This window comes from Butyrivibrio fibrisolvens (assembly GCF_023206215.1).
GTDB classification, from domain to species: Bacteria; Bacillota; Clostridia; order Lachnospirales; family Lachnospiraceae; genus Butyrivibrio; species Butyrivibrio fibrisolvens_C.
Genome location: NZ_CP065800.1, coordinates 1,054,928 through 1,080,134, shown reverse-complemented (window position 1 = coordinate 1,080,134; position 25,207 = coordinate 1,054,928). Strand labels below are relative to the sequence as shown.

20 protein-coding genes and 2 pseudogenes are annotated in these 25,207 nt (G+C 42.0%); 7 read left to right on the top strand and 15 right to left on the bottom strand.

Annotation, left to right across the window (positions count from 1 at the left end; all coding sequences use genetic code 11):
* Positions 1-55: 55 nt before the first annotated feature.
* The 3 genes and pseudogenes from I7804_RS04410 to I7804_RS04400 all read right to left on the bottom strand — a co-directional run bounded on the left by I7804_RS04410 (position 56) and on the right by I7804_RS04400 (position 3,269).
* A pseudogene (locus I7804_RS04410) lies at positions 56-1,735 on the bottom strand (recombinase family protein).
* A gap of 14 nt (positions 1,736-1,749) precedes the next feature.
* On the bottom strand, positions 1,750-2,763 hold the full coding sequence (locus tag I7804_RS04405) for an ORF6N domain-containing protein (RefSeq protein ID WP_027207029.1): 1,014 nt from the start codon (positions 2,761-2,763) through the stop codon (positions 1,750-1,752).
* Between the two features lie 143 nt (positions 2,764-2,906).
* A complete protein-coding gene (locus I7804_RS04400) occupies positions 2,907-3,269 on the bottom strand; it encodes a helix-turn-helix domain-containing protein (RefSeq protein ID WP_027207030.1) in 363 nt (120 codons plus the stop codon).
* 80 nt (positions 3,270-3,349) lie between these two features.
* On the opposite strand from I7804_RS04400, the pseudogene I7804_RS19245 reads away from it, so the two are divergent.
* The 4 genes and pseudogenes from I7804_RS19245 to I7804_RS04380 all read left to right on the top strand — a co-directional run.
* Positions 3,350-3,700 (top strand): annotated as a pseudogene (locus tag I7804_RS19245) (recombinase zinc beta ribbon domain-containing protein); the annotation flags it as partial.
* A gap of 9 nt (positions 3,701-3,709) precedes the next feature.
* Positions 3,710-4,201: a hypothetical protein gene (locus I7804_RS04390; protein WP_331477852.1), complete on the top strand. Its 492-nt coding sequence runs from the start codon at positions 3,710-3,712 to the stop codon at positions 4,199-4,201.
* Between the two features lie 4 nt (positions 4,202-4,205).
* Positions 4,206-4,622 (top strand): integrase, encoded by a 417-nt coding sequence (locus I7804_RS04385; protein WP_027207031.1) that lies wholly within the window; start codon positions 4,206-4,208, stop codon positions 4,620-4,622.
* A complete protein-coding gene (locus I7804_RS04380) occupies positions 4,622-6,190 on the top strand; it encodes a recombinase family protein (protein WP_248405132.1) in 1,569 nt (522 codons plus the stop codon). Before I7804_RS04385 ends, I7804_RS04380 begins: the two co-directional genes overlap by 1 nt.
* Positions 6,191-6,242: 52 nt before the next feature.
* On the opposite strand, the gene I7804_RS04375 is transcribed toward I7804_RS04380, so the two are convergent.
* The 5 genes from I7804_RS04375 to I7804_RS04355 all read right to left on the bottom strand — a co-directional run bounded on the left by I7804_RS04375 (position 6,243) and on the right by I7804_RS04355 (position 13,393).
* Entirely contained in the window at positions 6,243-6,758 is a 516-nt protein-coding gene (locus I7804_RS04375) for a helix-turn-helix domain-containing protein (protein ID WP_027207033.1), read from the bottom strand.
* Between the two features lie 298 nt (positions 6,759-7,056).
* On the bottom strand, positions 7,057-8,505 hold the full coding sequence (gene rlmD / locus I7804_RS04370; RefSeq protein WP_248405130.1) for a 23S rRNA (uracil(1939)-C(5))-methyltransferase RlmD: 1,449 nt from the start codon (positions 8,503-8,505) through the stop codon (positions 7,057-7,059).
* A 138-nt stretch (positions 8,506-8,643) separates the two neighbouring features.
* On the bottom strand, positions 8,644-10,071 hold the full coding sequence (locus tag I7804_RS04365) for a HAMP domain-containing sensor histidine kinase (RefSeq protein ID WP_022755243.1): 1,428 nt from the start codon (positions 10,069-10,071) through the stop codon (positions 8,644-8,646).
* Between the two features lie 181 nt (positions 10,072-10,252).
* Positions 10,253-10,951, bottom strand: coding sequence for a response regulator transcription factor (locus tag I7804_RS04360; RefSeq protein ID WP_022755244.1), 699 nt, complete (start codon positions 10,949-10,951; stop codon positions 10,253-10,255).
* A gap of 30 nt (positions 10,952-10,981) precedes the next feature.
* Positions 10,982-13,393: an endonuclease MutS2 gene (locus I7804_RS04355; protein WP_248405128.1), complete on the bottom strand. Its 2,412-nt coding sequence runs from the start codon at positions 13,391-13,393 to the stop codon at positions 10,982-10,984.
* Between the two features lie 153 nt (positions 13,394-13,546).
* On the opposite strand from I7804_RS04355, the gene I7804_RS04350 reads away from it, so the two are divergent.
* Positions 13,547-14,980: a S1C family serine protease gene (locus tag I7804_RS04350; RefSeq protein WP_027215976.1), complete on the top strand. Its 1,434-nt coding sequence runs from the start codon at positions 13,547-13,549 to the stop codon at positions 14,978-14,980.
* A 98-nt stretch (positions 14,981-15,078) separates the two neighbouring features.
* On the top strand, positions 15,079-16,026 hold the full coding sequence (locus tag I7804_RS04345; RefSeq protein ID WP_248405125.1) for a 3'-5' exoribonuclease YhaM family protein: 948 nt from the start codon (positions 15,079-15,081) through the stop codon (positions 16,024-16,026).
* 86 nt (positions 16,027-16,112) lie between these two features.
* Here the strand turns inward: I7804_RS04345 and I7804_RS04340 are convergent, their stop codons facing one another.
* The 4 genes from I7804_RS04340 to I7804_RS04325 all read right to left on the bottom strand — a co-directional run bounded on the left by I7804_RS04340 (position 16,113) and on the right by I7804_RS04325 (position 20,779).
* Positions 16,113-17,276, bottom strand: a complete 1,164-nt coding sequence (locus I7804_RS04340; protein WP_248405123.1) for a pyridoxal phosphate-dependent aminotransferase — start codon at positions 17,274-17,276, stop codon at positions 16,113-16,115.
* Between the two features lie 91 nt (positions 17,277-17,367).
* Positions 17,368-17,886: an Lrp/AsnC family transcriptional regulator gene (locus tag I7804_RS04335; RefSeq protein WP_248405121.1), complete on the bottom strand. Its 519-nt coding sequence runs from the start codon at positions 17,884-17,886 to the stop codon at positions 17,368-17,370.
* Positions 17,887-18,056: 170 nt separating this feature from the next.
* The gene (locus I7804_RS04330) at positions 18,057-19,169 is read right to left on the bottom strand and encodes an AIR synthase related protein (RefSeq protein ID WP_248405117.1); all 1,113 of its coding nucleotides are present in this window, start codon (positions 19,167-19,169) and stop codon (positions 18,057-18,059) included.
* Positions 19,169-20,779: a VanW family protein gene (locus I7804_RS04325; protein ID WP_248405115.1), complete on the bottom strand. Its 1,611-nt coding sequence runs from the start codon at positions 20,777-20,779 to the stop codon at positions 19,169-19,171. Before I7804_RS04325 ends, I7804_RS04330 begins: the two co-directional genes overlap by 1 nt.
* A 125-nt stretch (positions 20,780-20,904) precedes the next feature.
* Here I7804_RS04325 and I7804_RS04320 point away from each other — a divergent pair, with 125 nt between their 5' ends.
* Complete coding sequence (locus I7804_RS04320) at positions 20,905-21,549, top strand: hypothetical protein (RefSeq protein WP_248405113.1); 645 nt, start codon at positions 20,905-20,907, stop codon at positions 21,547-21,549.
* Between the two features lie 33 nt (positions 21,550-21,582).
* Here the strand turns inward: I7804_RS04320 and nth are convergent, their stop codons facing one another.
* The 3 genes from nth to I7804_RS04305 form a co-directional block, all read right to left on the bottom strand.
* Entirely contained in the window at positions 21,583-22,227 is a 645-nt protein-coding gene (gene nth / locus I7804_RS04315) for an endonuclease III (protein WP_022755254.1), read from the bottom strand.
* 38 nt (positions 22,228-22,265) lie between these two features.
* Positions 22,266-23,801 carry a UDP-glucose--hexose-1-phosphate uridylyltransferase gene (galT, locus tag I7804_RS04310; RefSeq protein WP_092044362.1) on the bottom strand — a complete coding sequence of 512 codons (1,536 nt, stop codon included), beginning with the start codon at positions 23,799-23,801 and terminating at the stop codon, positions 22,266-22,268.
* 104 nt (positions 23,802-23,905) lie between these two features.
* A complete protein-coding gene (locus I7804_RS04305; RefSeq protein WP_022755256.1) occupies positions 23,906-25,087 on the bottom strand; it encodes a galactokinase in 1,182 nt (393 codons plus the stop codon).
* Positions 25,088-25,207 lie beyond the last annotated feature (120 nt).

Genomic DNA, 25,207 nt, shown 5'->3' with positions numbered 1-25,207 from the left:
TATCTTTTTTAATATCATCTGTATCTTCTTGCAATATACAGACATTATCAAATCTTCACATTTTTTTACTCAAGAGACATACCGTCTCGATTTGCGAGCCATTGTCCAAACTAATCTTCATATCTTTTGATATGATAGGAAGCTTGAATTCAATGGCCTTAAGCCATTGGCCGTTCTCTTGTTCTTCTTCGTAAATCTCAACCTTTTCTATGAATTGTGTCAGGAACTCTCTGCGTTCCGCTTCATTCATCGGCTCATACATTTTGTCAAAAAAGATTAGCGCTTTGTAGATATTATCTCCACAAACCTTTTCAGCAAGTATCGACCTCTTCTTAGCTTTAGCTTCTACTAAAGCGTTTTCTGTCTCTTCGATTTTATCATAAGTCTTACTAAGGCGGTCCTCTAAATCTGCTTTCCTTCTCTTGTAATGCTTATCTTCATAATCCAAGTTGTCCAAATCTGAAAGTATGGCATCTTTATTCAAGTAACTCTGGCGTAGCGTCTTTTCCTGAGCAGATATTTCCTGATCAAGTGCTATGGTATCAACTTCCATATTGATTTTCTCACGCATCATCCCAGCAAATTTCTTATTGCTCACTAGCTTTCGCAGGACTTCAACTACAGCTCCATCGAGCTTTATTTCAGATACCTGTTTTCTATAATCACATTTATGCCCTCTTGTCATATTGCGATGCTTACAGCCATAGTAAAAATAATCACTGTACTTTGTGCCATCTTTTCTATGCTTAATACTTTTATTCCCATACATGCCTGCACCACAAACAGGGCACCTTAATACACCTGATAAAAGATGTATTTTCTCACCTTTAGGAGAATTGACTTTTTCATATTTTTTAGCCTGAGCTGCTACTTTTATCTGTGCCTGCTCCCATACTTCTTCTGATACTAAAGCCTCATGAAGCCCATCTACAAGCAGGTAATCATCCTTATAAACCTGACGATAATCATTTCTTGTTCCATGAACCTTTTCTGTTCTTCTCCTGCCATAAGCAATTTCACCGCAGTATACCGGATTCTGAATTATTCTTCGTATTAAGGATGCATCAAACAAAGGATTCTTACCATTCTGCCTTGCAATCTTATGAATCCCATGATTTTCTAAATATTTTGCGATTCCGTTTGACCCCATATCTGTATTTACGTACTGGTCAAAGATGGTTCTGATAGCTACAGCTTCCTCTTCATCTATTTCAAGCTTTCCATCAACCAAGGCATATCCATAAGGAGCAAATCCGCCATTCCACTTACCTTCTCTAGCCTTTTGCATACGGCCTTCCATAGTCTGTACACGTATGTTTTCACGCTAAATCTCGGCAACTGCTGACAGTACAGAAATCATAAGCCTTCCTGCTTCTTTTGATGAATCAATTCCATCCTCTACACAGATCAGATTCACTCCAAAGTCTTGCATAATCTGAAGTGAATTGAGAACATCAGCCGCATTTCTGCCAAATCTGGAAAGCTTAAATACAAGAACAAAAGAGACATCATCTTTTCCTGATTTAATATCTTCCATCATGTTGTTGAAGGCAACACGCCCTTCAATAGATTTGCCGGACTTGCCTGCATCTTCATATTCACCGACTATCTCATATTAATTAAACTCACAGAATGCTTTCATCCTTGACTTCTGTGCATCCAAGGAATATCCATCTATCTGCATTGATGTGGAAACACGGGTATATAGATATACTTTTGCTTTTTCTTTCCCCAATAATATCATCTCCTTTAGATACTTTTATCCGGAAGTTTTAACAAAGCATCAACAACCGGACGAATCATTTGTACCGATTCCACCTTGTTAATAGCACAGAGTTTTCGTCCTGCATCCTTACTGGATGCTCCACAATGGTATGCTTGCTCTGTTGATAATCCATAATCGAGTACAATAAGCCTATCATGACAATCAGGATTAGGCTTAATTCGAAGCGGTGGATATTGGTTTAGAAAATCATTAACCACTGATGTTGTAAGAAAGCCTCGCTTACCGTGTCCATTTTCTGTAAAAAGAATAACCTCAACCCCTGGATTTTTCTGCGATAATAACTGTAAAGACTTCGTATTCATATAATCGTCAACAACATAAATTGATTTTGCTGCCTGCTGATAGATATCTATGTAAGCCGCATCAGCTTCAAACTTCTGACCTTTATAGATTATAAAATTCTTAAAATCCTTATCCGAAACAAAATTTTCATTCAGGGTATCAATACTCTTCTGAATATCTTCAATTGCCTTATCCGTTTTCTTCTGATGATCAATTGCTCCTGCCATTTGCACAGATAATTCTGAAACCTTAGCTGTAACCATGCTCATTTCGGACTGAGTTACAAACTGCTGATTCTGACGGATATAGTGACGCATTTCCTTAAAAGCTCGCATTATAAAAATACTCTGCTGCTCAGCCAATTCTCCTCTAAGAACTGTCGCTAACATATAGATTCCTTGCTCTGTAAAAGCATAAGGCATTTTTCTTCTACCACCATCCTGCCCTTCAAAAAATGAATCATTCCGTGAAGTCGCATTTTGCGACTTCACCAAATCAACTTCCTCTCTTGTCAATTGAAACATAAAATCTTCCGGAAATCTGTTTATATTTCGTTTAACCTGCTCATTTAATCTTTTGACTTCATATCCATAAATATCAGCTAAATCACTGTCGAGCATCACCTGTTGCCCGCGTATCGTATATACACAGTTTCTAATAGACTCAACTGTGAGTAAGTCTGTTGTATTTTTCATAAACGCTATATTCCTTTGCATTTTCTTTTTTTGAAGTCACAAATTGTGACTTCATGTATTCTATATTCAAACAAAGATGTTTTTTGTGGTCGAAAAAATCGACCGCAAACCACTGGTCCAAATTTTTAATCGAATAATTTTAACTACATATCCTCAAGGCTCTCTATCTTCTTCAGTGCTTCCATATAAGCCATAAGCCTCTTCTGCTGTTCTTCCTTAAGATTATGATAATCTTCAATCATCTGAACATCGCCTGGAGTGAATTTACTTTCTGGACTTGCTGCAGCAATTTCCTCTTCATCCTCAATTCCTTTACCGGTAAGAAGTTGCTCCGGAGTAATTTGCAAAACATTACAGATGTCCATTATCTTTTCTACAGTAGGATTGGTCTTTCTCTTTTTCCATTCGCTTATGGTACTGGTCGAAATACCTACCTGCTTTGCAAACTCCGCCTGAGTCATATTGCGTTCTTTCAAAACCTTTATAATTCTTTCACTGATAATCATGAGTGATACCTCGCTTGTCATTCACTTATATAACATTCATATTAGTGAATTTATTTTATCACACCTCATGCTATCCTACAATGTTCTACTCCGTTGAGAAATACGTCGGCGACTGCCTTTTCCAAAAAACCTATTCTGATTCACAATTTGTCCGACACAACAACCACGGTGAGCAGACGCAATACATGGTCACGGATCATCACGAACCGATCATCAGTCGTGAGGATTTTGAAGCTGCAAGGATTTTTATAAGTCAGCGGGCTTCCGAAAAAGGCGTGACAAAAGGCGCCGATAAATACCAAAACCGATATGCTTTCTCCGGCAAGATCATCTGCGGTGAGTGCGGCGACACCTTCAAGCGCCGGATTCATAGCTGCACCGATCACAAATACATCGCGTGGTGCTGCAACACCCATATCAAAGACAAGGATAGGTGCCACATGCTTTTTGTAAGAGACGATGCGCTGAAGCAGTCATTCACCACGATGCTGAACAAGCTGATTTTTTCGCACCGTCAAATCCTGAAGCCTTACTTAGAATCATTGAAAACATCATCGTCAGATGATTCTCTTCATCGTATTCAGCAGATTCAAACCCTTCTGGCGCAAAATACCGAAAAGCGCGAGACTCTTACAATGCTCATGACGCAGGGCATCATTGATCCGGTGCTCTACAGTCAGGAAACAAACGAACTGCTTTCTCAGGCGGACAGCTTCCGGGATGAGATTGAAGCCCTGAAGAATGAAGTCTCCGGAGATGTAAACAAAATCACCGAAACCACAGCACTGATTCATTTCGCAGAAAAGAGCGCCATGCTTCAGGAGTTCGACAAAGACTTATTTGACAGATATGTAAAACGCATCATCGTTCATTCCAGAAACGATATCCGGTTTGAACTGAAGTGCGGTCTAACGCTCAGGGAAAGGAAGTGAGGGCATGGGACATACACCATACGGATACAGAATTGAAAACGGCTGCGCTGTGATTAACGAAGATGAAGCCGCCAAAATCAGGAACCTATACGAGAATTACCTCGCCGGAATGGCACTGTCAAAAGCTGCCATCGAGGCAGGTATCGAGGCCTACCACAGCTCAGCAAAGCGTCTGATGCAAAACAGGCACTACCTCGGCGATGACTTCTACCCGGCAATCATCGATCAGGAGACCTTCGACAAGGCAGAAGCGATTCGTCTGGAACGTGCCGGTAAGCTCGGAAGGCTGAACCTTCTGAAAAGCTCAAAGCCTATAAAGGTTCCGACACACTTCTGGTTTGCAGAAGCGGAGAAAGAATACGAAGATCCGAGGCTACAGGCAGAGTATCTGTACAGCCTCATTGAAAGCGAGGCGATCTAATGGGAAATGTTATGGTCATCCCGGCCAAAAGGCAGGTCGGGAACACGGTAAAACAATCCGAGCAGAAAAAGCTCCGCGTCGCAGCCTATTGCCGCGTCAGCACGGATTCCGACGAACAGGAAACCAGCTATGAGGCGCAGGTCACGCATTACACGGAGTACATCCAGAAGAATCCCGACTGGGAACTGGCAGGCATATTTGCGGACGATGGCATATCCGGTACCAACACCAAAAAGCGTGACGAGTTCAACCGCATGATTGACGAGTGCATGTCCGGAAACATTGACATGATCATCACCAAGTCCATCAGCCGATTTGCCCGAAACACTCTCGACTGCCTCCAATACATCCGGCAGCTCAAGGACAAGAACATTCCGGTCTATTTCGAGAAGGAATCCATAAACACGCTGGATGCCAAAGGCGAGGTGCTCCTTACGATCATGGCGAGCCTTGCTCAGCAAGAAAGCCAATCAATGAGCGAGAACATAAAGCTCGGCCTTCAATACCGCTATCAGCAGGGCAAGGTTCAGGTTAACCACAACCGCTTCCTCGGCTATACCAAGGATGAGAACGGCAACCTTGTCATTGATCCGGAACAGGCCGAGATCGTAAAACGCATCTACCGGGAATACCTCGAAGGCTCCAGCATGGACAAGATTGCTTCCGGTCTTATGGCTGACGGCATTTTAACCGGCGCAGGAAAAGAAAAATGGCACACAAGCACCATCAACAAGATTCTCCGAAACGAGAAGTATATGGGTGACGCGCTGCTTCAAAAGACCTACACCACAGACTTCCTGACGAAGAAGCGCATCAAGAACAACGGCACCGTACCTCAATACTACGTTGAAGGCGACCACGAAGCGATCATTCCAAAAGACCTCTTCATGCAGGTGCAGGCGGAGCTTGTCCGTCGCCGGGTAGTCCATGTCAGCCCGACAGGCAAGAAACGCAGCTTCTCCTGCAATCACTGCTTTGCACAGATGGTTTTCTGCGGAGACTGCGGCGAGCTTTACCGGCGCGTTCACTGGAATAACCACGGCTGCAAGTCCATCGTCTGGCGCTGCATCAGCCGATTGGAGCCGGGCTCCGCAGACACAAACTGCACCAACCGGACGGTTAACGAGCTCCTGCTGCAGGAAGTCACGGTCACAGCCATCAATCAGATTCTTACAGAGCGCGGCACCTTCCTAAAACAGTTGCAGGCCAATATCGCCAAGGCCGTAGTCAGCGCCGATACCCTATCGCCGGATGGCATTCAAGCTCGGCTGGAAGAACTGCAAAAAGAGCTCATCAAGAAGGCAAACAACAAACAGGATTACGATGCCATCGCTGACGAAATCCTCAGACTCAGGGAACAGAAGGAACAGTCCGAGGTCGACAGCCACCACCGGGAAGAAGCCATGAACCGGATCAAGGAACTGCAGGACTTTATCTCCAAGCAGAAAACAGACATCACAGAGTTCGACGAAGCTCTGGTAAAAAAGCTCATCGAGAAGATCACCGTCTTTGCCGACCACTTCACAGTGGAATTTAAGTCTGGACTCACAATCGATATCGAAGCATAAAAGGCTCCTCGCCGCCGACACATTTGTCTGTAGTGAGGAGCCTTGGTCTGTCTTACTTCCTTTGTCTTGTTAACACTATCCCAACAATAGTTCCGATTAAAGCAACAGGTGCTAATCTGAAAAAGAACCACTCAAACGCATGAAAGAATGTTCCTACTACTGCAGTTTCCGGATCATTGAAATCCCAGCTCAAATAGGGACTGTTTTGTGAAATCAGAACTGCGGCGATTATCACAATTAGTGCACACAATGTTATAAACAACCAGTGCAAAACTTTTCGTTTAGCAGCTTTGCTTCGTGCCAGCTGCAGATTGATGACCTCTAGTTTTTCAGAAATTACTTTCAAATCATCAACGGGTACCCCTATCTCTGTATTCGGTTCACCGAGCAAAACGCTAACCGGTGTTTCGAGAATCTCTGAAATATTGATCAGCATTTCGGAATCCGGAACCGATAACCCACGCTCCCATTTGGACACGGTCTGTCTCACTACATTCAGCTTAATTGCAAGCTCCTCTTGTGACAGTCCTTTCGACTTTCTTATGGACTGAATGTTCTCATTAAGCATCGAAGATAACCTCCTTTCTTCAGTTGTTGTCCTCATTGTAGGAGCAGCAGACCGTTGCCACAAGCAACGCGGATTAACATTAGCCATTCAAATGTAAATGACACGCGAAATTAACATTTTTTATTTCCTGACATCTATCTCACAGCCACAACTCCCCGACATCTATCTCGGCAACTCAACTCTCACACTTTTTGAACCTTTTTGCTTTTGGATAAGTTACCGAGAAGCGTTTGTCCTGCACGATGCCATATTTGCCCGATTGCCCGAAAGCCGCAGTATTATTGGGCTTTTGCGGCTATTACCCTTTAACCTTTGACATCAATACTACCGTCTCCACATGAACACTCATCGGGAACATATCGCAAGGGCGTACATGCTCAAGCTTATAGCCTCCGTCGCAAAGTATTCTTAAGTCTCTAGCCAGTGTTGCACTATCACAGCTGACGTAGACGATCCTATTTGGAGCCATCTTGAGCATGGTATCAAGGCACATCTGATCGCATCCTTTTCTTGGAGGATCAACAACGATAACATCGGGATGAAGTGCGTTTGAAGAGCTATCTTTCTCAGATTCCTTTTCATAAAAATCAGGGAGTACTTCCTCAGCTTTTCCTACATAAAACTTCGCATTAGAAATATTATTTCTTACTGCATTGTCATTAGCATCATCGATTGCCTGAGGGATTATCTCTACGCCATATACCTGTTTAGCCTTTTTGGACATGGACAGAGTGATGGTTCCTATTCCGCAGTAAAGATCCCACACTGTTTCGTTACCTGTAAGGCCAGCGTATTCAATTGCCTGGCCGTAGAGTTTTTCTGTCTGCACGGGATTAACCTGATAGAAAGACAGGGGTGATATATTAAACTCAAGACCGCATAAGGTATCTTTGATGGTATCCTGTCCCCAGATAGTGTGAATCTCAGTTCCCATTATTACATTGGTCTTTTCTGTATTGATGCTTACGGATATACTGGTCATTCCATCAATAGATGAAAGCTTTGATATAAGCTCATCCTGATTTTTGATGTATATACTCTCAGTATTATTTTTATTCTTATAGTTAATAACGAGGCATACCATGATCTGGCCGCTTACAAAGCCTTTTCTTATAAGGATATGTCTTACAAGGCCCTTACCTGTTACTTCATCATATGGCTCTATATGGTTCTTTTCCATATGAGCTATTATGATCTCGAGGACTTCCTTATTATCAGGTACGCCAATGATGCAATCCGTATTAGGGATTATGTTATGAGAATGTCCGGCATAAAAGCCTGTTACTATCTTGCCATTTTTATCCTTGCCAACGGGGAACTGGGCTTTGTTTCTGTATTTAAAAGGATCATCCATTCCTATGATAGGCTCCATGATAGAGTCTATTTCCTTCTCATCAAAACCGCCAAGTCTTACTATATTATTTCTGACTTTGCTTTGTTTGAATTTCAACTGGCTTTCATAAGACATGTTCTGGATCTGGCATCCGCCGCATTGCCTTGCGATGGGGCATCTTGGTTTTACCCTGTCTTTGGAAGGCGTTATGACTTCTTCAAGATGTGCATAGGCATAATTTTTCTTAGCCTTCATGATCTTGGCTTTTACTTTGTCGCCAATTACCGCATCTTTAATAAAGAGAGTATAGCCATCAATCTTGCCTATACCCTCTCCGTCATTTCCTATATCTGTAATTTCAACTGTAAGCAGATCGTCCTTCTTGTACAATCTGGCTTTTTCGTTTTTGTTCATAAAAATCCTTTCACTAATCACGCCTATACCACCAATGTTATTGGTGCTCAAGGAATATAATAATCCTTCCGCGCAATTCAGGCGAAGTGATAGGTAGCAAAAAGATTATCATATTCCTCGGCTACCAATCGCACTGCCTCACACAATATCTTCATCCATGACCTTGGCCTTGGGCAGGGAAAAAACAAATTCGGTTCCGACACCAACTGTACTGATCACATTGATATTCTCACCGTGTGCCTTGATGATCTCTTTTACAATAGACAGGCCAAGTCCTGTGCCTTTTTTGTCCTTGCCTCTTGAAAGGTCGGATTTATAGAATCTCTCGAAGACCATCTTCTGATCCTCTTTGGGAATTCCTATTCCTGAGTCCTTGACTGATACGAAGATCTTGTTCTTCTTCTCAGTGGTTTCTATCTTGATAACAGAATCGTTATGGCTGAACTTGATGGCATTGTCCATAAGATTATAGAGAACCTGCTGGATCTTGCCCATGTCTGCAAGTACTATCATCTGCTCATCTGTAAGGACAAGTTCTATAGCTATCATCTTGGATCTGCAGGTTCCTTCAAAAGTAGCTGCAGTATCTCTTATGACTTTATTAATATCAAACTCCGCCTTCTCAAGCATCATACCGCTTCCGATATTGTTAAGGGTCAGAAGTCCGTTGGTAAGCTTGGTAAGTCTGTCTGTCTCATTAAGTACAACCTGAAGATAGTGTTCATGCATCTCAGGTGGTATGGTTCCGTCTATCATAGCCTGAAGGTATCCTCTTATAGATGTAAGTGGAGACCTGAAGTCATGGGATACGTTGGCGATGAATTTGCGCTGATCCTCTTCTGATCTTGCGATCTCTCCTGCCATGTAGGATACGGCAGCGCCCAGATATCCTATCTCATCATCAGATTCCAGGGTGAACTTATAATCCATATTGCCGGCAGCATACTGCTCCGTAGCTGTCGTAACCTTCCTAAGAGGTATATATACCAATTCTGTAAAAAATATAAGAATAATAGCAGACAGAAGGAACAGGATTATAAGTAGAAGATATGAGATATTCAAAAGCTCATTGGCTTCTGTCTTAATAGCACTCATAGGAGTATGTATGACAACATATGCTCTTACCTTATAATTGGCAGTAATAGGTGCAAATACAGACAGTTCCTCTTCCGGAAAAGTTCCAAAGAAGTCTCCGACTGTATAGTATGTCCCACCAGTAACTGTCGGATCAAAACCATCTACAACAACTTCAGTATTCTCATCAAGAACCCTGCTGGAGTCTATGACAAGCCGTCCTGAAGGATTGATGATCCAGATCGTTGCCTGCATATATCTTGACAGATCTATAAGCTGAGTCTGAACTCTGGAGATGGTAGTGTCACTGTTATAAAGGTCAGTAGCATAGGTATTGGCAATCTGAGTAGCTTCTGAATAAAGACTCTCAGCCCTTGCCCTCCTGCAGTGCTCCATGGTCATGTTGGATATAACAGTACCCACAGCTATGAACCCAAATACAGCAAACAACACATATGCAATTAAGAATTTAAGATATATTGTACGCTTCATCTATATCCAATCACACACTTTCAAACTTGTACTAATGCCGCACCTGAAGGGGCGGCTCATGTACCACATCCTTGGATGTGGGTTCGAGAGTGTTTTTAAACACTCTCGAACTTGTACTAATGCCTCACCCGCAGGGTGTGGCTCATGTACCACATCCTTGGATGTGGGTTTGAAAGTGTGTTTACACACTTTCAAACTTGTAGCCAATGCCCCAGATTGTAGCTATCTTCCACTTTTCATGATCCTTGATCTTCTCACGAAGTCTCTTTATATGTACGTCTACAGTACGAGTATCACCTATATATTCATATCCCCAGATCTGGTCCAGAAGCTGTTCTCGTGTGAATACATGATTAGGTGATGCTGCAAGGAAGTACAGAAGCTCCAGTTCCTTGGGCGGCATCTCAACTCTCTGTCCTTTATAAGTAACGGAATAGTTGGTCATATTGATCTCAAGGTCAGGATAGCTTACAACCTTATCATCAGTTTCTTCCTTCTGGGCAGGAGCCATTCTGGTCCTTCTAAGGACAGCCTTGACTCTTGCTACAAGTTCCTTTGAATCAAAGGGCTTCTCCATATAATCGTCTGCGCCCATTTCAAGGCCCAGTACCTTATCGAAGACCTCTCCCTTTGCTGACAGCATTATGATAGGAACCTGAGACTTTGCTCTTATCTCTCTGCATACTGCATATCCGTCTATGCCGGGAAGCATCAGATCAAGGAGTATCAGATCCGGCTGAAAACTTTTGAACATTTCAAGAGCGCTCTCTCCATCACCGGCTATCTGAGTGTCATAACACTCTTTTACCAGATAAAGAGAGATGAGCTCAGCGATATTGCTGTCATCATCTACGATCAATATTTTCTGCTTATTAACCATTTCATTCTCCCTTTTTAGTCTGTCTGTAATTTACTTAAAAGTCACTATAGTAACACCGGAATCGCCTTCGCCGTATTCGCCGAGTTTAAAGCTCTTAACATACGGAATCGAACGGAGCCTTTGCTGAACAGCCTGTCTTAATATTCCGGATCCCTTACCATGCACTACTCGTACACTTGGAAGGTGTGACATATATGCCTGATCCAGATACTGCTCCATCTCATGTATCGCATCGTCAGAATTCATTCCGATAAGGTTGACTTCATGATGTATGTCACGTCCCTTGGACAGATCAAGTTTTCTGCCCTTTGATCTGTTATTTTCAAAAGTGGACGCATCCATCTTGAACTTCTTGGTAATCTTCTTTTCTTCTTCGTCAGCTACAAGAACTATATCTTTGATATTGGTTCTGGTGCGTATGATACCGCACTGGACGAACATATTGCCGGACTTATCAGGCATTGTAGATACAGTTCCCTTAAGGCCCATGGATACGATCTTGACGCTGTCTCCAAGCCTTATCTGGCTCTCCTTAAGGATCTTGTGCCCTTTATCCTTATCACTTGCAGCTACAGAGAGCTTCTGATTCTTATCAGAGATATGCTTGTTGAGCTTGGATCTTTCTCTGTCGAGTTCCTGAATTCCTGCATCTTTACCTGCTTTACGGAAGCTCTTTATAGTATCATCCGCAACTTTCTTGGCATCAGCAAGGATATCCCTTGCTTCTTCGTTAGCTCGCCTCAAGATCTCTTCGCGTGTAGTATCGAGCTTGTCAGCTTTTTCCTCATAAGATTTCTTAAGCTCTGAAAGCTCAAGTCTGTATCTTTCTGCAAGAGTACGCTCTTTTTCTGCAAGTACACGGTTCTTCTCAAGATCTGCAAGAAGATCTTCAAATCTCTTATCATCGCTTCCGATCTGCTCTTTGGCAGCTTCTATGATCCTGTCCGGAAGACCAAGTTTAGAAGATATTGCAAAAGCATTGGACTTACCCGGAACACCTATAAGGAGCTTGTAAGTAGGTCTGAGCGTTGAAACATCGAATTCGCAGCTTGCATTCTTAACTCCCTCTGTAGACAGGGCATATACCTTGAGCTCAGCATAGTGAGTTGTAGCCATGGTAGTGATGCCGCGCTTATGAAGGTCATTAAGGATAGATATAGCTAGAGCTGCGCCCTCAGTAGGATCTGTTCCTGCACCAAGCTCATCGAACAGACACAGTGAATTTTCATTGGCTTCATTTAGTATCTTAACTTCATTGGTCATGTGTGATGAGAATGTAGATAGGGACTGCTCTATAGACTGCTCATCACCTATATCCGCATACACTTCATCAAATACTGAAAGCTCTGATCTGTCACCTGCAGGTATAGCAAGTCCCGACTGTCCCATAAGTGTCAGAAGACCTACTGTCTTTAAAGTTACAGTCTTACCACCTGTGTTGGGGCCTGTTATTATCAGCATATTAAAATCACCGCCGCAGTACACATCGATAGGAACTACCTTGTTCTTATCAATGAGCGGATGACGACCTTTTCTTATATTGAAGCTGTGATCTTTCTTCATGACAGGAGTTGTAGCATTCATGGAAAGGGCAAGAGATGCCTTTGCAAAAATAAAATCAAGCTCTGTCATAAGCTTTGCATTGTCTATAAGTGCCTGTACATAATCACCTGTCTGAGCAGAGAGCTCTGCAAGGATCTTCTCGATCTCCTTATGCTCTTCGAGCATGAACTCACGAAGCTTGTTGTTGAGCTCTACTATTGCCTGAGGCTCTATAAAAAGAGTTGATCCTGATGATGACTGATCATGTACTATACCTGATACCTGAGACTTGAACTCAGCACGAACCGGCAGACAGTATCTGTCATCGCGCATGGTTATGACATTGTCCTGTAGATAGCTGTGCATGGATCCGTTGACCATGGAATTAAGCTTATCATGGATCCTGTCACCTGTAAGAGCAATACTACGCCTTATATGAGCAAGCGCAGGACTTGCATCAGAAGCAATCTCATCTTCTGATATGATGCACCTTCTGATCTCCCTTGATATAGGTGTAAGAGGTTCAAGACCTTCGAACATATCTGTGAGTGAATCAGAAGGAGTCTCCTCCTTATCACGTCTTCCGTAGCTTTTGATCCTTGCAACATTTTCAAGCATAGAAGCAATCTTTAGAAGAGCCGCAGCATCAAGTGATGCGCCTATCTTAAGAGCTCTGACATATCCTGATACATCAGTATTGGAGCCAAAAGAAGTCGAGCCCTTCTGAAATATCCTGGCAATTGCATCAGCTGTATTGATCTGTGCCTTACCTATCTCATCTATATCCGTCATAGGAAGAAGCTCTCTGCATAACTTCCTTCCCGGATCAGAACCTGCCTGCGATACAAGCATTTCAATTATTTTGTCGTATTCAAGTACTTTTAAAACTTTCTCATTCATTACATAAACCGCCTATAAATGCACAATTCCCCAATTATCTAACATATTCTATAATAGCCTAACACAGTTCTATCGGCAAGTTTTTAACCTTAATAATCAACACCTTCCAAATGTGATAAAATGTTTCTATATTACTGCTTAGGAGGCCGCATTATGCCAAATAAAGATTCCAAAAAAACGGATACTAAAAGCCAGGATTTAGAGGATTTAGATAATATCGAAGCAACTGACGATGAAGGTCAGCCACTTGCTAATACCGATTTTATGAGGGAGAAGATCAAATCCCGTCCTATTAATTCCAAGAAGCTTTTAAGACGTACTATTACAACCATAGTAATGGCTATCATATTCGGAATTGTTGCCTGCTGCACTTTCCTTTTGTTACAGCCACTACTTAGCAATCAGATAGGATCATCCAACAAGTCACAAACTGAAGTTTCTTTTCCCAAAGAAACTGTAAGTGATGAGATACAGCGCGAAGATCTTATCGCAAGTGAAGAAGAGAAGGCTGCTGCCGATGCCGCAAGTGCTCAGGCTTCCGTCAATGAAAGTGTTACAGAAGCTGCAGAAAAAGAAGTTGCTGCTGCTCTTAGTTCCCTTAGCCTGTCATCTTCTGACTATGCATCAATCTATAATTCATTAAAAGAAGTCGCTACATCCGCAGAGATTTCTATCGTAACTGTAACTGCCGCAACTTCCGATACTGATTTTATCAATGATTCTTTTGTCAGAGAGGCCTCAACCTCAGGACTTATAGTCGCTATAACAGATTCTGAGACTCTAATACTTGCAGACAGCAGTAATCTAAGCGGCGCTGAGACCATCATGGTATCATTCTATGATGACAATGCAGTAAGTGCGGTTATCAAATCAACCGATCATATTACAGGTCTATGTATCATAAGTGTATCCAATACCGATATTCCTGAAGATACCAAGGACAATATCGCTGCTGCTACTCTTGGTACGTCTCTTACAGCCGGACTTCAGGGCACACCTGTTATCGCTATAGGATCACCTACCGGAACTCCGCAGTCTTTTTGCTATGGCATGATCACTTCTACCGGAAGAGTTCTGGATCTTACTGACAGCAGGTACACACTTATGACTACAGATATATATGCCAGTCCTCTTGCCAGCGGATTCATAATAAATCTTGAAGGAAGCGTCATTGGAGTCATAGATATGTCCTATAACGACACAGGGCTTGAAAATCTTATATCCGCTATCGGTATATCTGATGTCAAAAACCTGATCCAGAACCTGTCTAACGGAATAGTTCCTCCATATCTTGGAATACACGCAGGCGATATTCCGTCTTATCTTACAGAAGACGGAACTCTTCCAAGCGGCGTATATGTCAGCAAGATAGAAACCGGGTCTCCTGCAATGGACTGCGGTCTTCAAAGCGGAGACATCATCACCAAGATTGACGGCGAAAAAGTTACATCTTACAGCCAGTTTCTCGGCCTTCTATATGCAAGGTCGTCAGGAGATAGTGTATCAATAACCGTAATGAGGCAAACACCTGATGATTATACAGAGCTTACCTTGTCAGCTACTCTCGAGGATGCTCCTACCAAATAAAGAGAATCGGCATTTCTTACAATTGACTTGCTATTATCGGAATATTATTATTACTTAGGGCTTTGGCATAGTCCGGCCTTTGGAAAGGTATTACAGATATGAAATTTATAAAAGACATGAAACCAGGTGACAGAATACAGGATATCTATTTTTGTAAAAGCAAGACTCCTGCTACCACCAAAAACGGCAAACCTTATGACAATGTCATCCTCCAGGATAAAACTGGATGTGTAGACGCCAAGATCTGGGATCCTAACAGTGCAGGAATTGATGATTTTGATTCCAAAGACTTCATCGAAGTATGCGGCGAAGCAACAAGCTTCAACGGAATGCTTCAGGTTAATATCAAGAGAGCCCGCATCTGCCGTGAAGGTGAATATGATCCAGCTCTTTATATGCCTGTTTCTTCTAAAGATAATGATGAGATGTTCAAAGAACTCCTTGGACTGATCGCCAGTGTCAAGAACCAGTATCTTCACAGAATCTTAGAGATGCTCTTTGTAGAAGATAAGGAATTCATAGCAGCATTTCGTAAGTCATCTGCTGCCAAGTCCGTACACCACGGATTCATCGGCGGACTTTTAGAGCATACTCTTAGCGTTGCAAAGCTGTGTGATTATTACTGCACATCATATGCATCACTTAACAGGGACCTTCTCATAACAGCTGCTATCTGCCACGATATAGGCAAGACCAAGGAGCTGTCTGCATTCCCTGAAAATGACTATACAGACTGCGGTAACTTCATGGGCCATATAGTAATGGGTGCTCAGATGATACATGATCTTGTAAGACAGATCGATGGTTTCCCAACTCTTCTGGATCAGGAGCTTGAGCACTGCATCCTCGCTCACCATGGTCAGCTTGAATACGGATCACCCAAGAAGCCTGTCCTTATGGAAGCTGTAGCTCTTAACATGGCAGATGATACAGATGCCAAGATGGAAACCTTTAAAGAGATACGAGAGAATGCAACCGAACCCGGATGGCTTGGTTTCAACAGACTGTTCGAGTCCAATCTCTTTGATACAAGAGTTGAATACTAAAATTTATAAAAAAAGCGGCGCCTTATTGTTTTAATAAGGTGACGCTTTTTTATTGCTGATAACAATGGATGATAAGAATTCCTATATTATCTTTCAAGTCCGTCGATAAAGTGCTTAAGCCTCTCAAGAGCTTTCTTAAGATCTTCAAGTGAGTACGCATAAGATATTCTTATAAATCCCTCACCGCAGTCGCCAAAAGCCGTTCCAGGAACTACCGCAAGTCTTTCTTTTTCCAAAAGCTGCATTGCAAAATCATCCGAAGACAGACCGAACTTCTTTATGTTAGGAAATACATAGAATGCTCCGTATGGTTCAAAGCAGTCTATACCTATTTTATCAAATTCATGAAGAAGATATTTACGCCTCCTATCGTACTCTTTTCTCATAACAGCTATATCTTCGTCGCCGTTTCTAAGAGCCTCTACACCTGCATACTGGCTGGTAGTAGGTGCACACATTATTGCAAACTGGTGGATCTTGATCATCTGTCTTATGATATTAGCAGGTCCGCAGGCATATCCAAGTCTCCATCCTGTCATTGCATAGGCTTTGGAGAAACCATTGATATAGATGGTCCTCTCTGCCATGCCAGGAAGGGAGATGATAGATACGTGCTTCTCTTTATAGGTAAGTTCAGAATAGATCTCATCTGATATCACGTACAGGTCATGCTCTAATATAACCTTGGCTATAGCTTCAAGGTCGCTTTTCTCCATGATAGCTCCTGTAGGATTGTTAGGAAAAGGAAGTACCAGGATCTTGGTCTTGTCTGTGATACTATCCTCAAGTTCCTTTGCTGTGAGTCTGAATTCATTCTCTTCTTTAAGATTGATGATAACAGGCACTGCATCTGCAAGGATAGCACAGGGCTCGTAAGATACATATGATGGCTGCGGGATCAGGACTTCATCTCCCGGATTGACCATAGCTCTCATTGCAAGGTCTATGGCTTCAGAACCTCCGACTGTTATGAATACCTGGCTTGCCTGATCATAGGTTATACCCTGAGTCCTTTTTACATAATTGCTGACTTCCTGTTTGAGATCTTTAAGGCCGGAATTAGATGTATAGAAGGTTCTACCCTTTTCAAGTGAGTATATACCCTCATCACGGATGTGCCAGGGCGTATCAAAATCTGGTTCGCCTACACCAAGTGATATTACATCGTCCATATCCTGAACTATGTCAAAAAATTTTCTGATGCCTGATGGCTTTATATCTATAACTTTATCTGATAACGGATTTCTCATTATGGTCTATATCCATCCCTTCATTGTATGTAATATGAAGCACCTTTTATGCCTGCTATAGGCATACAGATACTACATATGCGTAAATACCTCACGGAGAGACTTTCTCTCTTGTATCTTCGTACTTGGCAGTAAGTATCGTTCCATGATCCTTGTACTTCTTAAGGATGAAGTGTGTGGCTGTGCTCTGAACGGTATCAAGTACTGCAAGCTTGGTATTAACGAAGTTAGCAACTTCAAGAAGGCTCTTGCCTTCAACGATGACCATAAGGTCAAAAGATCCGCTCATAAGATACAGACTTGAAACCTGAGGGAACTTATAGATACGCTCTGATATAGAATCAAATCCCATACCTCTTGTAGGTGTAACCTTAACTTCAATAAGGGCCATGACCTTCTCTATAGAGGTTTTGGACCAGTCTATCATAGTATGATAAGCGCAGATGACTCCTTCATCTTCCATAGCTTTGACTTCATTGGCGACATCTATCTCCGCAGCGCCGATCGCGGCTGAAAGCTCGTCTATGCCGATTCGGCTGTTTTTTTCAATGACTGATAAAATCTCTTCTCTAAGGGCCATGTCTATCCTTTCTGCCGCAGCAGCGGCCATAACAAGTTTGTTATGCTTTTACTTATTATGTTTTATTCATTATTTTTTAGTATATTAACAGAAAATGTATAATTATTCCATGCTTTTGCATATGCAAAAAATGCCTATGATTACGCAGTGAAATTAATGTCAAAAAGTCTATGACTATATAGCAAAATTACTGCAGATCATTAAAATATCTTATGAATCTCATCACTTTGAGGCAGATCCAGAAACCTTGTCTCATCTTCATTTATAATGATACGATCATTGCCACTGGTGAGCTTACCTATGATAGCTGATGGTATTCCTTCTTTTTCTAAAGCATCTACCATTAGAGAACCATCTCTAGTCGCTATAAGAAGCGCCCCTGCTGATGCAAGAAGGTATGGATTAACATCAAATACATCCGTGATCTCAACGCTCTCCTGCCTTATGGGTATAGCCTTAAGATTCACTTCCATACCGCATCCTGTCATCTGTCCAAGTTCCCACAAGGCTGCGAATATTCCGCCGCTTGATACGTCGTGAATACATACAGCTTTGTTTTCCCTGGCAATACGAGCATCATCTTTAATGCTGAGATAGTCCATACTGCCAAAAGACGTTCCTGCATCTATGATAAAAGATGGATACCTTTCTATGATCTTATCTTTCCTATCTTCAGAAAGCATAGCGCATCCAGACAGGGCGATCCATTTGGTAACGACTATATCGCAGTCTGCTGCATTCTTTAACCTCATATCAGGTTTTATTATCGTATCTGCCACTTGTCCCTTGCATTCATCTGATACGGAGATTGACTTATTATCTGAAATCACATCTTTATATCCTACTGCAGTAGCAGTTACAAGAGGATGATTAACAGCTTCTGATACTTCTGTATGTCCTCCTGCGATCTCAGCTCCATTATATATAGCAGCAGCCTCGGCATCCTTCATGATCTGCCTTAGTACCTGTTCTTCGCAGTCCTTAGGAAGTGTTATGGATAATAAGACCTGCTTTGGCTGCCCACCTCCTGCAAAGATATTGTTGCAGGCGCAGGCAACAGCATATTTGCCGCAGTGCTTTACATCAGCAGTCACTGTATGAACTGATGACAATATTTCATTGCCTTTGAAGTCGTTACGATTTACAGATGGATTTTCCTTATTATTGTTTCTGCGTGCATCTGTGTCTATCTCATTAGTTCCAAAACAGGCGCAGTCGGTATATCCTGCTGCGCCATTTTTATATCTGCCATTATGGATCTGCTTCCATACAGATCTTTTTAAGACATTCTCTGTGATCTTACCAATTCTCATCAGCCTGTTGTCCCATCTGCGCTCTGCGCTTCACTTCCTGTAGTATCTGTCTGCTGGGAAGCCGCTGCATCAGGTGTTGCCACACTTGGATCTGTAGTAGCAGGAAGGCCTGTTGCAGGGTCTATCGGAAGTCCCGTAGCAGGATCTATCTGCTGACTCTGAGCTGCTATGACAGCTGCCATCGAACTACTTGTAGCTACTACCTGATCATATGAACCTGTTGCTATAGCTGCATTGATCTGTGCAAGGACATTCTCATCAGCGCCTGCTGTTCCTACTGCAACGATCCTTGGAACCATTGTATAGGTACTGGAATTGACAACTTCACGGCTTTCTTCTTTGCCATCAACTGTGACTATCTTCCAAAGCTGCGCCTTGATACCGTTATGGGCTGACTGTGTAACCTTGACATAACCTACAGGCTGAGATGAATCAAGTACAAATGTATCTGTGGTAGGAACGGTTGTTTCGAGAACTTCGCTTTCATAACTTACAACTCTTCCAGCCTGTCTTGTCTCAACGCCATATATAGTAAATGTAATAGTTTTACTAGAAGTAGTATATCCATCTATATAGATAGGATAGTCAGTATTATTTTTGAACTTGAAGTTCTTGCCGCCATTTTCTGCTATAGCAGCATCTTCAGAAGGATCAACATAATTGACTATCATGGAGTGGTTATATCTTTCGGTAACTTCAAGCTCTGCTCTAAGTACTGCATTGTACAATGTAGTAGAAACCTGACAGATTCCGCCACCAAAGCTCTCTACTACCTGTCCTTGAAGATATGATCCTGCAAGAAAATAGCCATTAGCCTCTGTAAACGGTGTGATATTCTCAAGCATAGAAAACTCATCACCGGGATATAGAGTTATGCCACTTGCAAGTTTACATCCATTTGAAATATTGCCGCTTCTGGCTGCTCCGGAAGTTTTATAGCTGGTTGAGTATGTTCCAAGAACGTCTCCAACTTTGGCAAGCTCCTCTGCGCTTCCTTTAGGCTCTGTAACATCTACAGAAAGAGCGATATCAAAGTCTGATCCGTCCCAGCCATCTGTTATATAGTTCTGAAGAAGTTCTATAGAAGCTGTCTGATTGAGCTCATATCCTGTATTACCATCTACAACGCTGAAAGTTCCATTCTCTCTTGTAAGACCGTAGTCAACTTCAGCTACGTTAAATGTATCGCACTTTCCTGCAAATACATCCATTATCATGGTGTCATCAAAAGCGTATTCAAGATCCAGTGCTACGCCGCCATTGGCAACATCTTTGAGCTGCTTGTAACGCTGAACTACGTTACCTTCTTTTCCTATATTAAGGGCACTCTCCACTACATCAGTATTGGTCCAGGTAAGGCCAAGATCTGCTGCTGTTACTGTAACTACATCTTCATCTCTTGCACCTTTTAAGGTGATATTTGCACTAGATAGTGTATCCATGTATGACGAAACTGCTGCATAGGCTTCATCATGTGTCATACCTGAAACATCTACACTTCCAATAGTAACTCCGTTCGGGATTTTAGCCTGTGTCTTAGCCTGCGCTATCATTGATGGAGCCAAGATAAGCACAGCCATAAAGGCTAAACCAATCACAATTTTCTTCATAATAGTCCTCTTTATAGGGAGTAATCTATTTGCTGTCAACTCCCTTAACCCTTGTGTTATATTATATATAGAATGTAACTTAATAATCCTCACGTCATTATACCACTTTTTGGGGGAACGGAAACTTGTTTAATAATATTGGCTTTCCAACTTTTTTATTTCTCTTCATCATCTTCTGTGCGTGGCTTAGATATGAGATGCACAAGGATTCCAAGAAAATGACCGGTCAGCAGAGTTTCCTTGCAAGAGAGAAGGAAGCGAATCTTGCGCCAGTTAAGAGTCTTAAAGACCTTGATTATATCTCCATCCCTCTGGAAACACTCCCTTTTGGCGCCCTTACAGGCCACAAAGAGATAGACCATATGGAATATACTATCAGAAACCTTGCTAAGGATACCAGAAAGATCGTGAACCTTACCGGTATAACCAATACTGACCTAAAGCTTATGTACGGCGCCGCCAATATAGTTAAGCTTATGGAATATGACGCAAGTTATATAACTTTGATCAAGACTTTGCAGGAATGGGCTGACGTTCTGTACACAGAAGGTCTGTACAGCGAAGTCGTATCACTTCTTGAATTCTCAGTATCTACCAAGTGCGACATATCAGAAACCTATCATATGTTATGTGATATCTACAAAAATCATCTGGGACTGACCAAGGCTGAAGCGATCAGCAAAATAAAAGCCCTGCAGCCTTATGCCGCAGAGCTCAAATCCATGAACAAAGATTCTATCGAAGAATATCTTGCTAAAGAGGCCGGGTGATTATTGGCAAACTTCCCATTTGGGCAGTTTTAGTTATTTATAACTAGGACATATATCTTTCAAGAAGCATTCACTGCACCTTGGCGTTGGTGCCTTACAGATAGTACGTCCCAGATAGATTATCTGTATGTTGTACCTGATCCAGTTCTGCCTTGGCAGTATCTTCATAAGGTCCTGTTCTACAACTACAGGATCATCAGAATCTGTAAACCCAAGCCTTTTGGAGATTCTCTTAACATGTGTATCTACAACGATACTGGGATCTTCAAAGATATTGCCTCTTATGACATTGGCAGTCTTACGACCAACTCCCGGAAGGGATGTAAGCTCTTCTAAAGTTCTGGGAACTTCTCCTTCAAAATCACTTTCAAGCTTCCTGGCGCAGCCTATTATATTCCTTGCCTTGGCATGATAGAAGCCTATAGAATGTATCGCTTCTTCAAGCTCCTTAACATCGGCAGTTGCAAAATCATGTACCGTAGGATATTTGGCAAAAAGAGATGGAGTTACCATATTGACCCTTTTGTCAGTGCACTGAGCTGAAAGTATAGTTGCTATCAGAAGTTCAAATGCATCCCTATGATCAAGATATGTACGCGTATCTGTGCCATACTCGTTATCAAGACGCTCACATACGACGTTAACTCTATCCATTACCGCTTTAGTTTTTCTAACCATAATCGCTCCTACAATAACCCCCGTGGCTCATTATTCTATTAATTCAATGATGTTACAAAACGGTCGAAAGCTTTCTGTCCTTCAGGTGTCCGTTTATATACTCCGGCATCTTCAAGGACATGCATAAACACTTTACCGATCTCATCCTGAATTACAGTATCGATATTGGTAGCATCAATCTTGTCGTAGTTTTTAGAAAACTCATCTACCCAGTCTGCATGCTTTTCAAGGACTTCATCGCTTCTAAGATCACGCCCATTAAGTATAGCATCCTTAAGGCTCTTCATCTCATCCTTAAGACGTGCAGGAAGAACCGCAAGTCCCATAACTTCTATAAGTCCGATGTTCTCCTTCTTGATATGATGAAGCTGTGCATGCGGATGGAATACCCCAAGAGGATGCTCATCTGTTGTTATATTATTACGAAGGACAAGATCAAGTTCATATCTGCCATTACGCATTCTGGCTATCGGTGTGATGGTATTATGAGGTGTACCATCAGTTTCTGCGAAGATGAATGCCTCCTCATCACTATATCCGCGCCATGCTTCAAGGATCTTGTCAGCAAGAGCGATGATCCTGTCTGTATCATCTCCTGACAGACGTATTACAGACATCGGCCACTTAACTATTCCGCTGTCTACGTCTTCAAATCCCTTAACCGTAAATGTCCTCTCCACAGGTGCCTTGGCCATTGCAAAGTCATAATGTCCGCCCTGGAAGTGATCATGTGAAAGGATAGATCCTCCTACTATAGGAAGATCAGCATTGGAGCCAACAAAATAATGAGGGAACTGCTTAACAAAATCAAATAGCTTACAGAATGTTGCATGCTCTATCTTCATAGGTACATGCTGTGAGTTAAAAACTATGCAGTGCTCATTGTAATATACATAAGGTGAATACTGGAAGAACCAGTTACTGTTATTGATAGTGACCGGTATGATCCTGTGGTTTTCTCTTGCCGGGTGGTCAAGTCTTCCTGAATATCCTTCATTTTCTCTGCAAAGCTGGCACTTGGGATATCCTGACTGCTTAGCATTTCTTGCAGCTGCGATAGCCTTGGGATCTTTCTCAGGCTTTGATAGATTGATAGTGATATCAAGGTTGCCATAATCTGTAGGTGTTACCCATTTCACATCTTTAGCGATTCTATATTTTCTTATATAATCAGTATTTCTGGAAAAAGAATAGTACCAGTCTGTAGCCTTAATAGGATCCTCTTTATAAAGATCCTTGAACTTGCCTATAACATCGCTTGGTCTTGGTGTAAGTATACCCATGAGCTTTGTATCGAAAAGGTCTGTATAGGCAGGTGTTGTTCCTTCTATGATCTTATTATCTGCTGCATATTGACACAGAACTTTCATTGTATCTTCAAGATATGTTCCGTCATCAATCTTCTTTTGATCAATGCTTTCTGCTTCTTTAATAACATCATCTTCTGTTCCCTCAAGTTCTGTAAGAGAAAACTGCATAAGTATTGTATTGAGAGAGTAAACTATATCTTCTTTTTCTATAAGGCCTGTGCGATATGCATAAGCAACCAGGTCTATAATATTTTTATCTATCATTTTATTTGTCACCTCATGATAAAACTGTAAGAATTTTTTGAAAATAAAACATCCTTGAAATGATCTTCAAGAATGTTTTATTTTGTAGCTAAGTCTGATGAATATTATTCAATAACTCTCGGTCCGTCACCGATTGATACGATATAGAAAGTGCAGTCATAGCCGATCTTATCCTTATAAGCCTTGCCAACCTGCTCTTTGAAACTTTCTATTGCATCATCCTTGACGATAGAAACAGTGCAGCCGCCAAATCCGCCGCCTGTCATACGTGAACCGATAACGCCGTCTACCTTCCAAGCTGTTTCTGCAAGAGTATCAAGCTCTATACCGGTTACATCATAATCATCGCGAAGGGATACGTGAGAAGCGTTCATAAGCTTACCAAACTTCTCAAGGTCACCTGCCTTAAGAGCTGCTACAGCATCAAGTGTGCGCTGATTCTCATATACTGCATGCCTTGCCTTTACTCTTTCATCATCATCTGTGATAACATCCTTGTGAGCTTCGAACTCTTCAATAGACAGATCTCCAAGTCCCTTGATATCACAAACTGTCTGCATCTGAGACAGGGCGTGTTCACATGCACTTCTTCTTGCATTGTACTGAGAATCTGTGAGTTTATGCTTTTTGTTAGTATTAGTTACTACGATCTTCATTCCATCAAGATGGATCGGAGCATATTCAAATGAAAGGTCTGCCGTATCAAGGAAAATAGCATTATCTTTTTTGCCCATAGCAGATGCAAACTGATCCATGATTCCGCAGTTGCAACCATTGAAATTGTTCTCTGCATCCTGACCGATAAGAGCAAGTTCCTGATTAGGAACATCAAATCCGTACATATCACGAAGAGCAAATCCTGTCAGGACTTCAAGTGAAGCCGATGAAGAAAGGCCTGATCCGTTAGGAATGTTACCGATGATAACCATATCAAAGCCTGTTTCAAGCTTCATTCCTCTTTTTTCAAAAGCCCATACAACACCCTTGGGATAATTGGTCCAGCCAGCCTTGGGATCGTTTGGAACAAGGTCATCAAGGGATGTCTCGCGTCTTGAACCGTCAAAGTTAAGAGATACAAAGCGCATTACGCGGTCATCTCTCTTTCTGGCAGCGGCGTATGTTCCGATTGTGAGTGCACATGGGAATACGTGACCGCCGTTATAATCTGTGTGCTCTCCTATAAGGTTTACACGGCCCGGTGCAAAGTAGCACTTAACGCCTTCGTTATCGCCAAATTCTTTTGCAAAGCCGTCAAGAACGGCCTGTTTCATTTCCTGATCGATCATAAAAATACCTCGTCTTTTTGCTTAAATATTGTTGTTAACAGGATGGCTGCGCATGGCTTTACGGTAAGTAGGGGCTTTGCCTTCAGGACTATAACAAATAAAATCAGCTTTTGATTTCAT

Bases quoted from the DNA above. Each gene is read 5' to 3' on its own strand.
- I7804_RS04405 (WP_027207029.1), bottom strand. From the start codon at position 2,763: ATGAAAAATACAACAGACTTACTCACAGTTGAGTCTATTAGAAACTGT.
- I7804_RS04400 (WP_027207030.1), bottom strand. From the start codon at position 3,269: ATGATTATCAGTGAAAGAATTATAAAGGTTTTGAAAGAACGCAATATG.
- I7804_RS04390 (WP_331477852.1), top strand. From the start codon at position 3,710: ATGCTTTTTGTAAGAGACGATGCGCTGAAGCAGTCATTCACCACGATG.
- I7804_RS04385 (WP_027207031.1), top strand. From the start codon at position 4,206: ATGGGACATACACCATACGGATACAGAATTGAAAACGGCTGCGCTGTG.
- I7804_RS04380 (WP_248405132.1), top strand. From the start codon at position 4,622: ATGGGAAATGTTATGGTCATCCCGGCCAAAAGGCAGGTCGGGAACACG.
- I7804_RS04375 (WP_027207033.1), bottom strand. From the start codon at position 6,758: ATGCTTAATGAGAACATTCAGTCCATAAGAAAGTCGAAAGGACTGTCA.
- rlmD (WP_248405130.1), bottom strand. From the start codon at position 8,505: ATGAACAAAAACGAAAAAGCCAGATTGTACAAGAAGGACGATCTGCTT.
- I7804_RS04365 (WP_022755243.1), bottom strand. From the start codon at position 10,071: ATGAAGCGTACAATATATCTTAAATTCTTAATTGCATATGTGTTGTTT.
- I7804_RS04360 (WP_022755244.1), bottom strand. From the start codon at position 10,951: ATGGTTAATAAGCAGAAAATATTGATCGTAGATGATGACAGCAATATC.
- I7804_RS04355 (WP_248405128.1), bottom strand. From the start codon at position 13,393: ATGAATGAGAAAGTTTTAAAAGTACTTGAATACGACAAAATAATTGAA.
- I7804_RS04350 (WP_027215976.1), top strand. From the start codon at position 13,547: ATGCCAAATAAAGATTCCAAAAAAACGGATACTAAAAGCCAGGATTTA.
- I7804_RS04345 (WP_248405125.1), top strand. From the start codon at position 15,079: ATGAAATTTATAAAAGACATGAAACCAGGTGACAGAATACAGGATATC.
- I7804_RS04340 (WP_248405123.1), bottom strand. From the start codon at position 17,276: ATGAGAAATCCGTTATCAGATAAAGTTATAGATATAAAGCCATCAGGC.
- I7804_RS04335 (WP_248405121.1), bottom strand. From the start codon at position 17,886: ATGGCCGCTGCTGCGGCAGAAAGGATAGACATGGCCCTTAGAGAAGAG.
- I7804_RS04330 (WP_248405117.1), bottom strand. From the start codon at position 19,169: ATGAGAATTGGTAAGATCACAGAGAATGTCTTAAAAAGATCTGTATGG.
- I7804_RS04325 (WP_248405115.1), bottom strand. From the start codon at position 20,779: ATGAAGAAAATTGTGATTGGTTTAGCCTTTATGGCTGTGCTTATCTTG.
- nth (WP_022755254.1), bottom strand. From the start codon at position 22,227: ATGGTTAGAAAAACTAAAGCGGTAATGGATAGAGTTAACGTCGTATGT.
- galT (WP_092044362.1), bottom strand. From the start codon at position 23,801: ATGATAGATAAAAATATTATAGACCTGGTTGCTTATGCATATCGCACA.
- I7804_RS04305 (WP_022755256.1), bottom strand. From the start codon at position 25,087: ATGATCGATCAGGAAATGAAACAGGCCGTTCTTGACGGCTTTGCAAAA.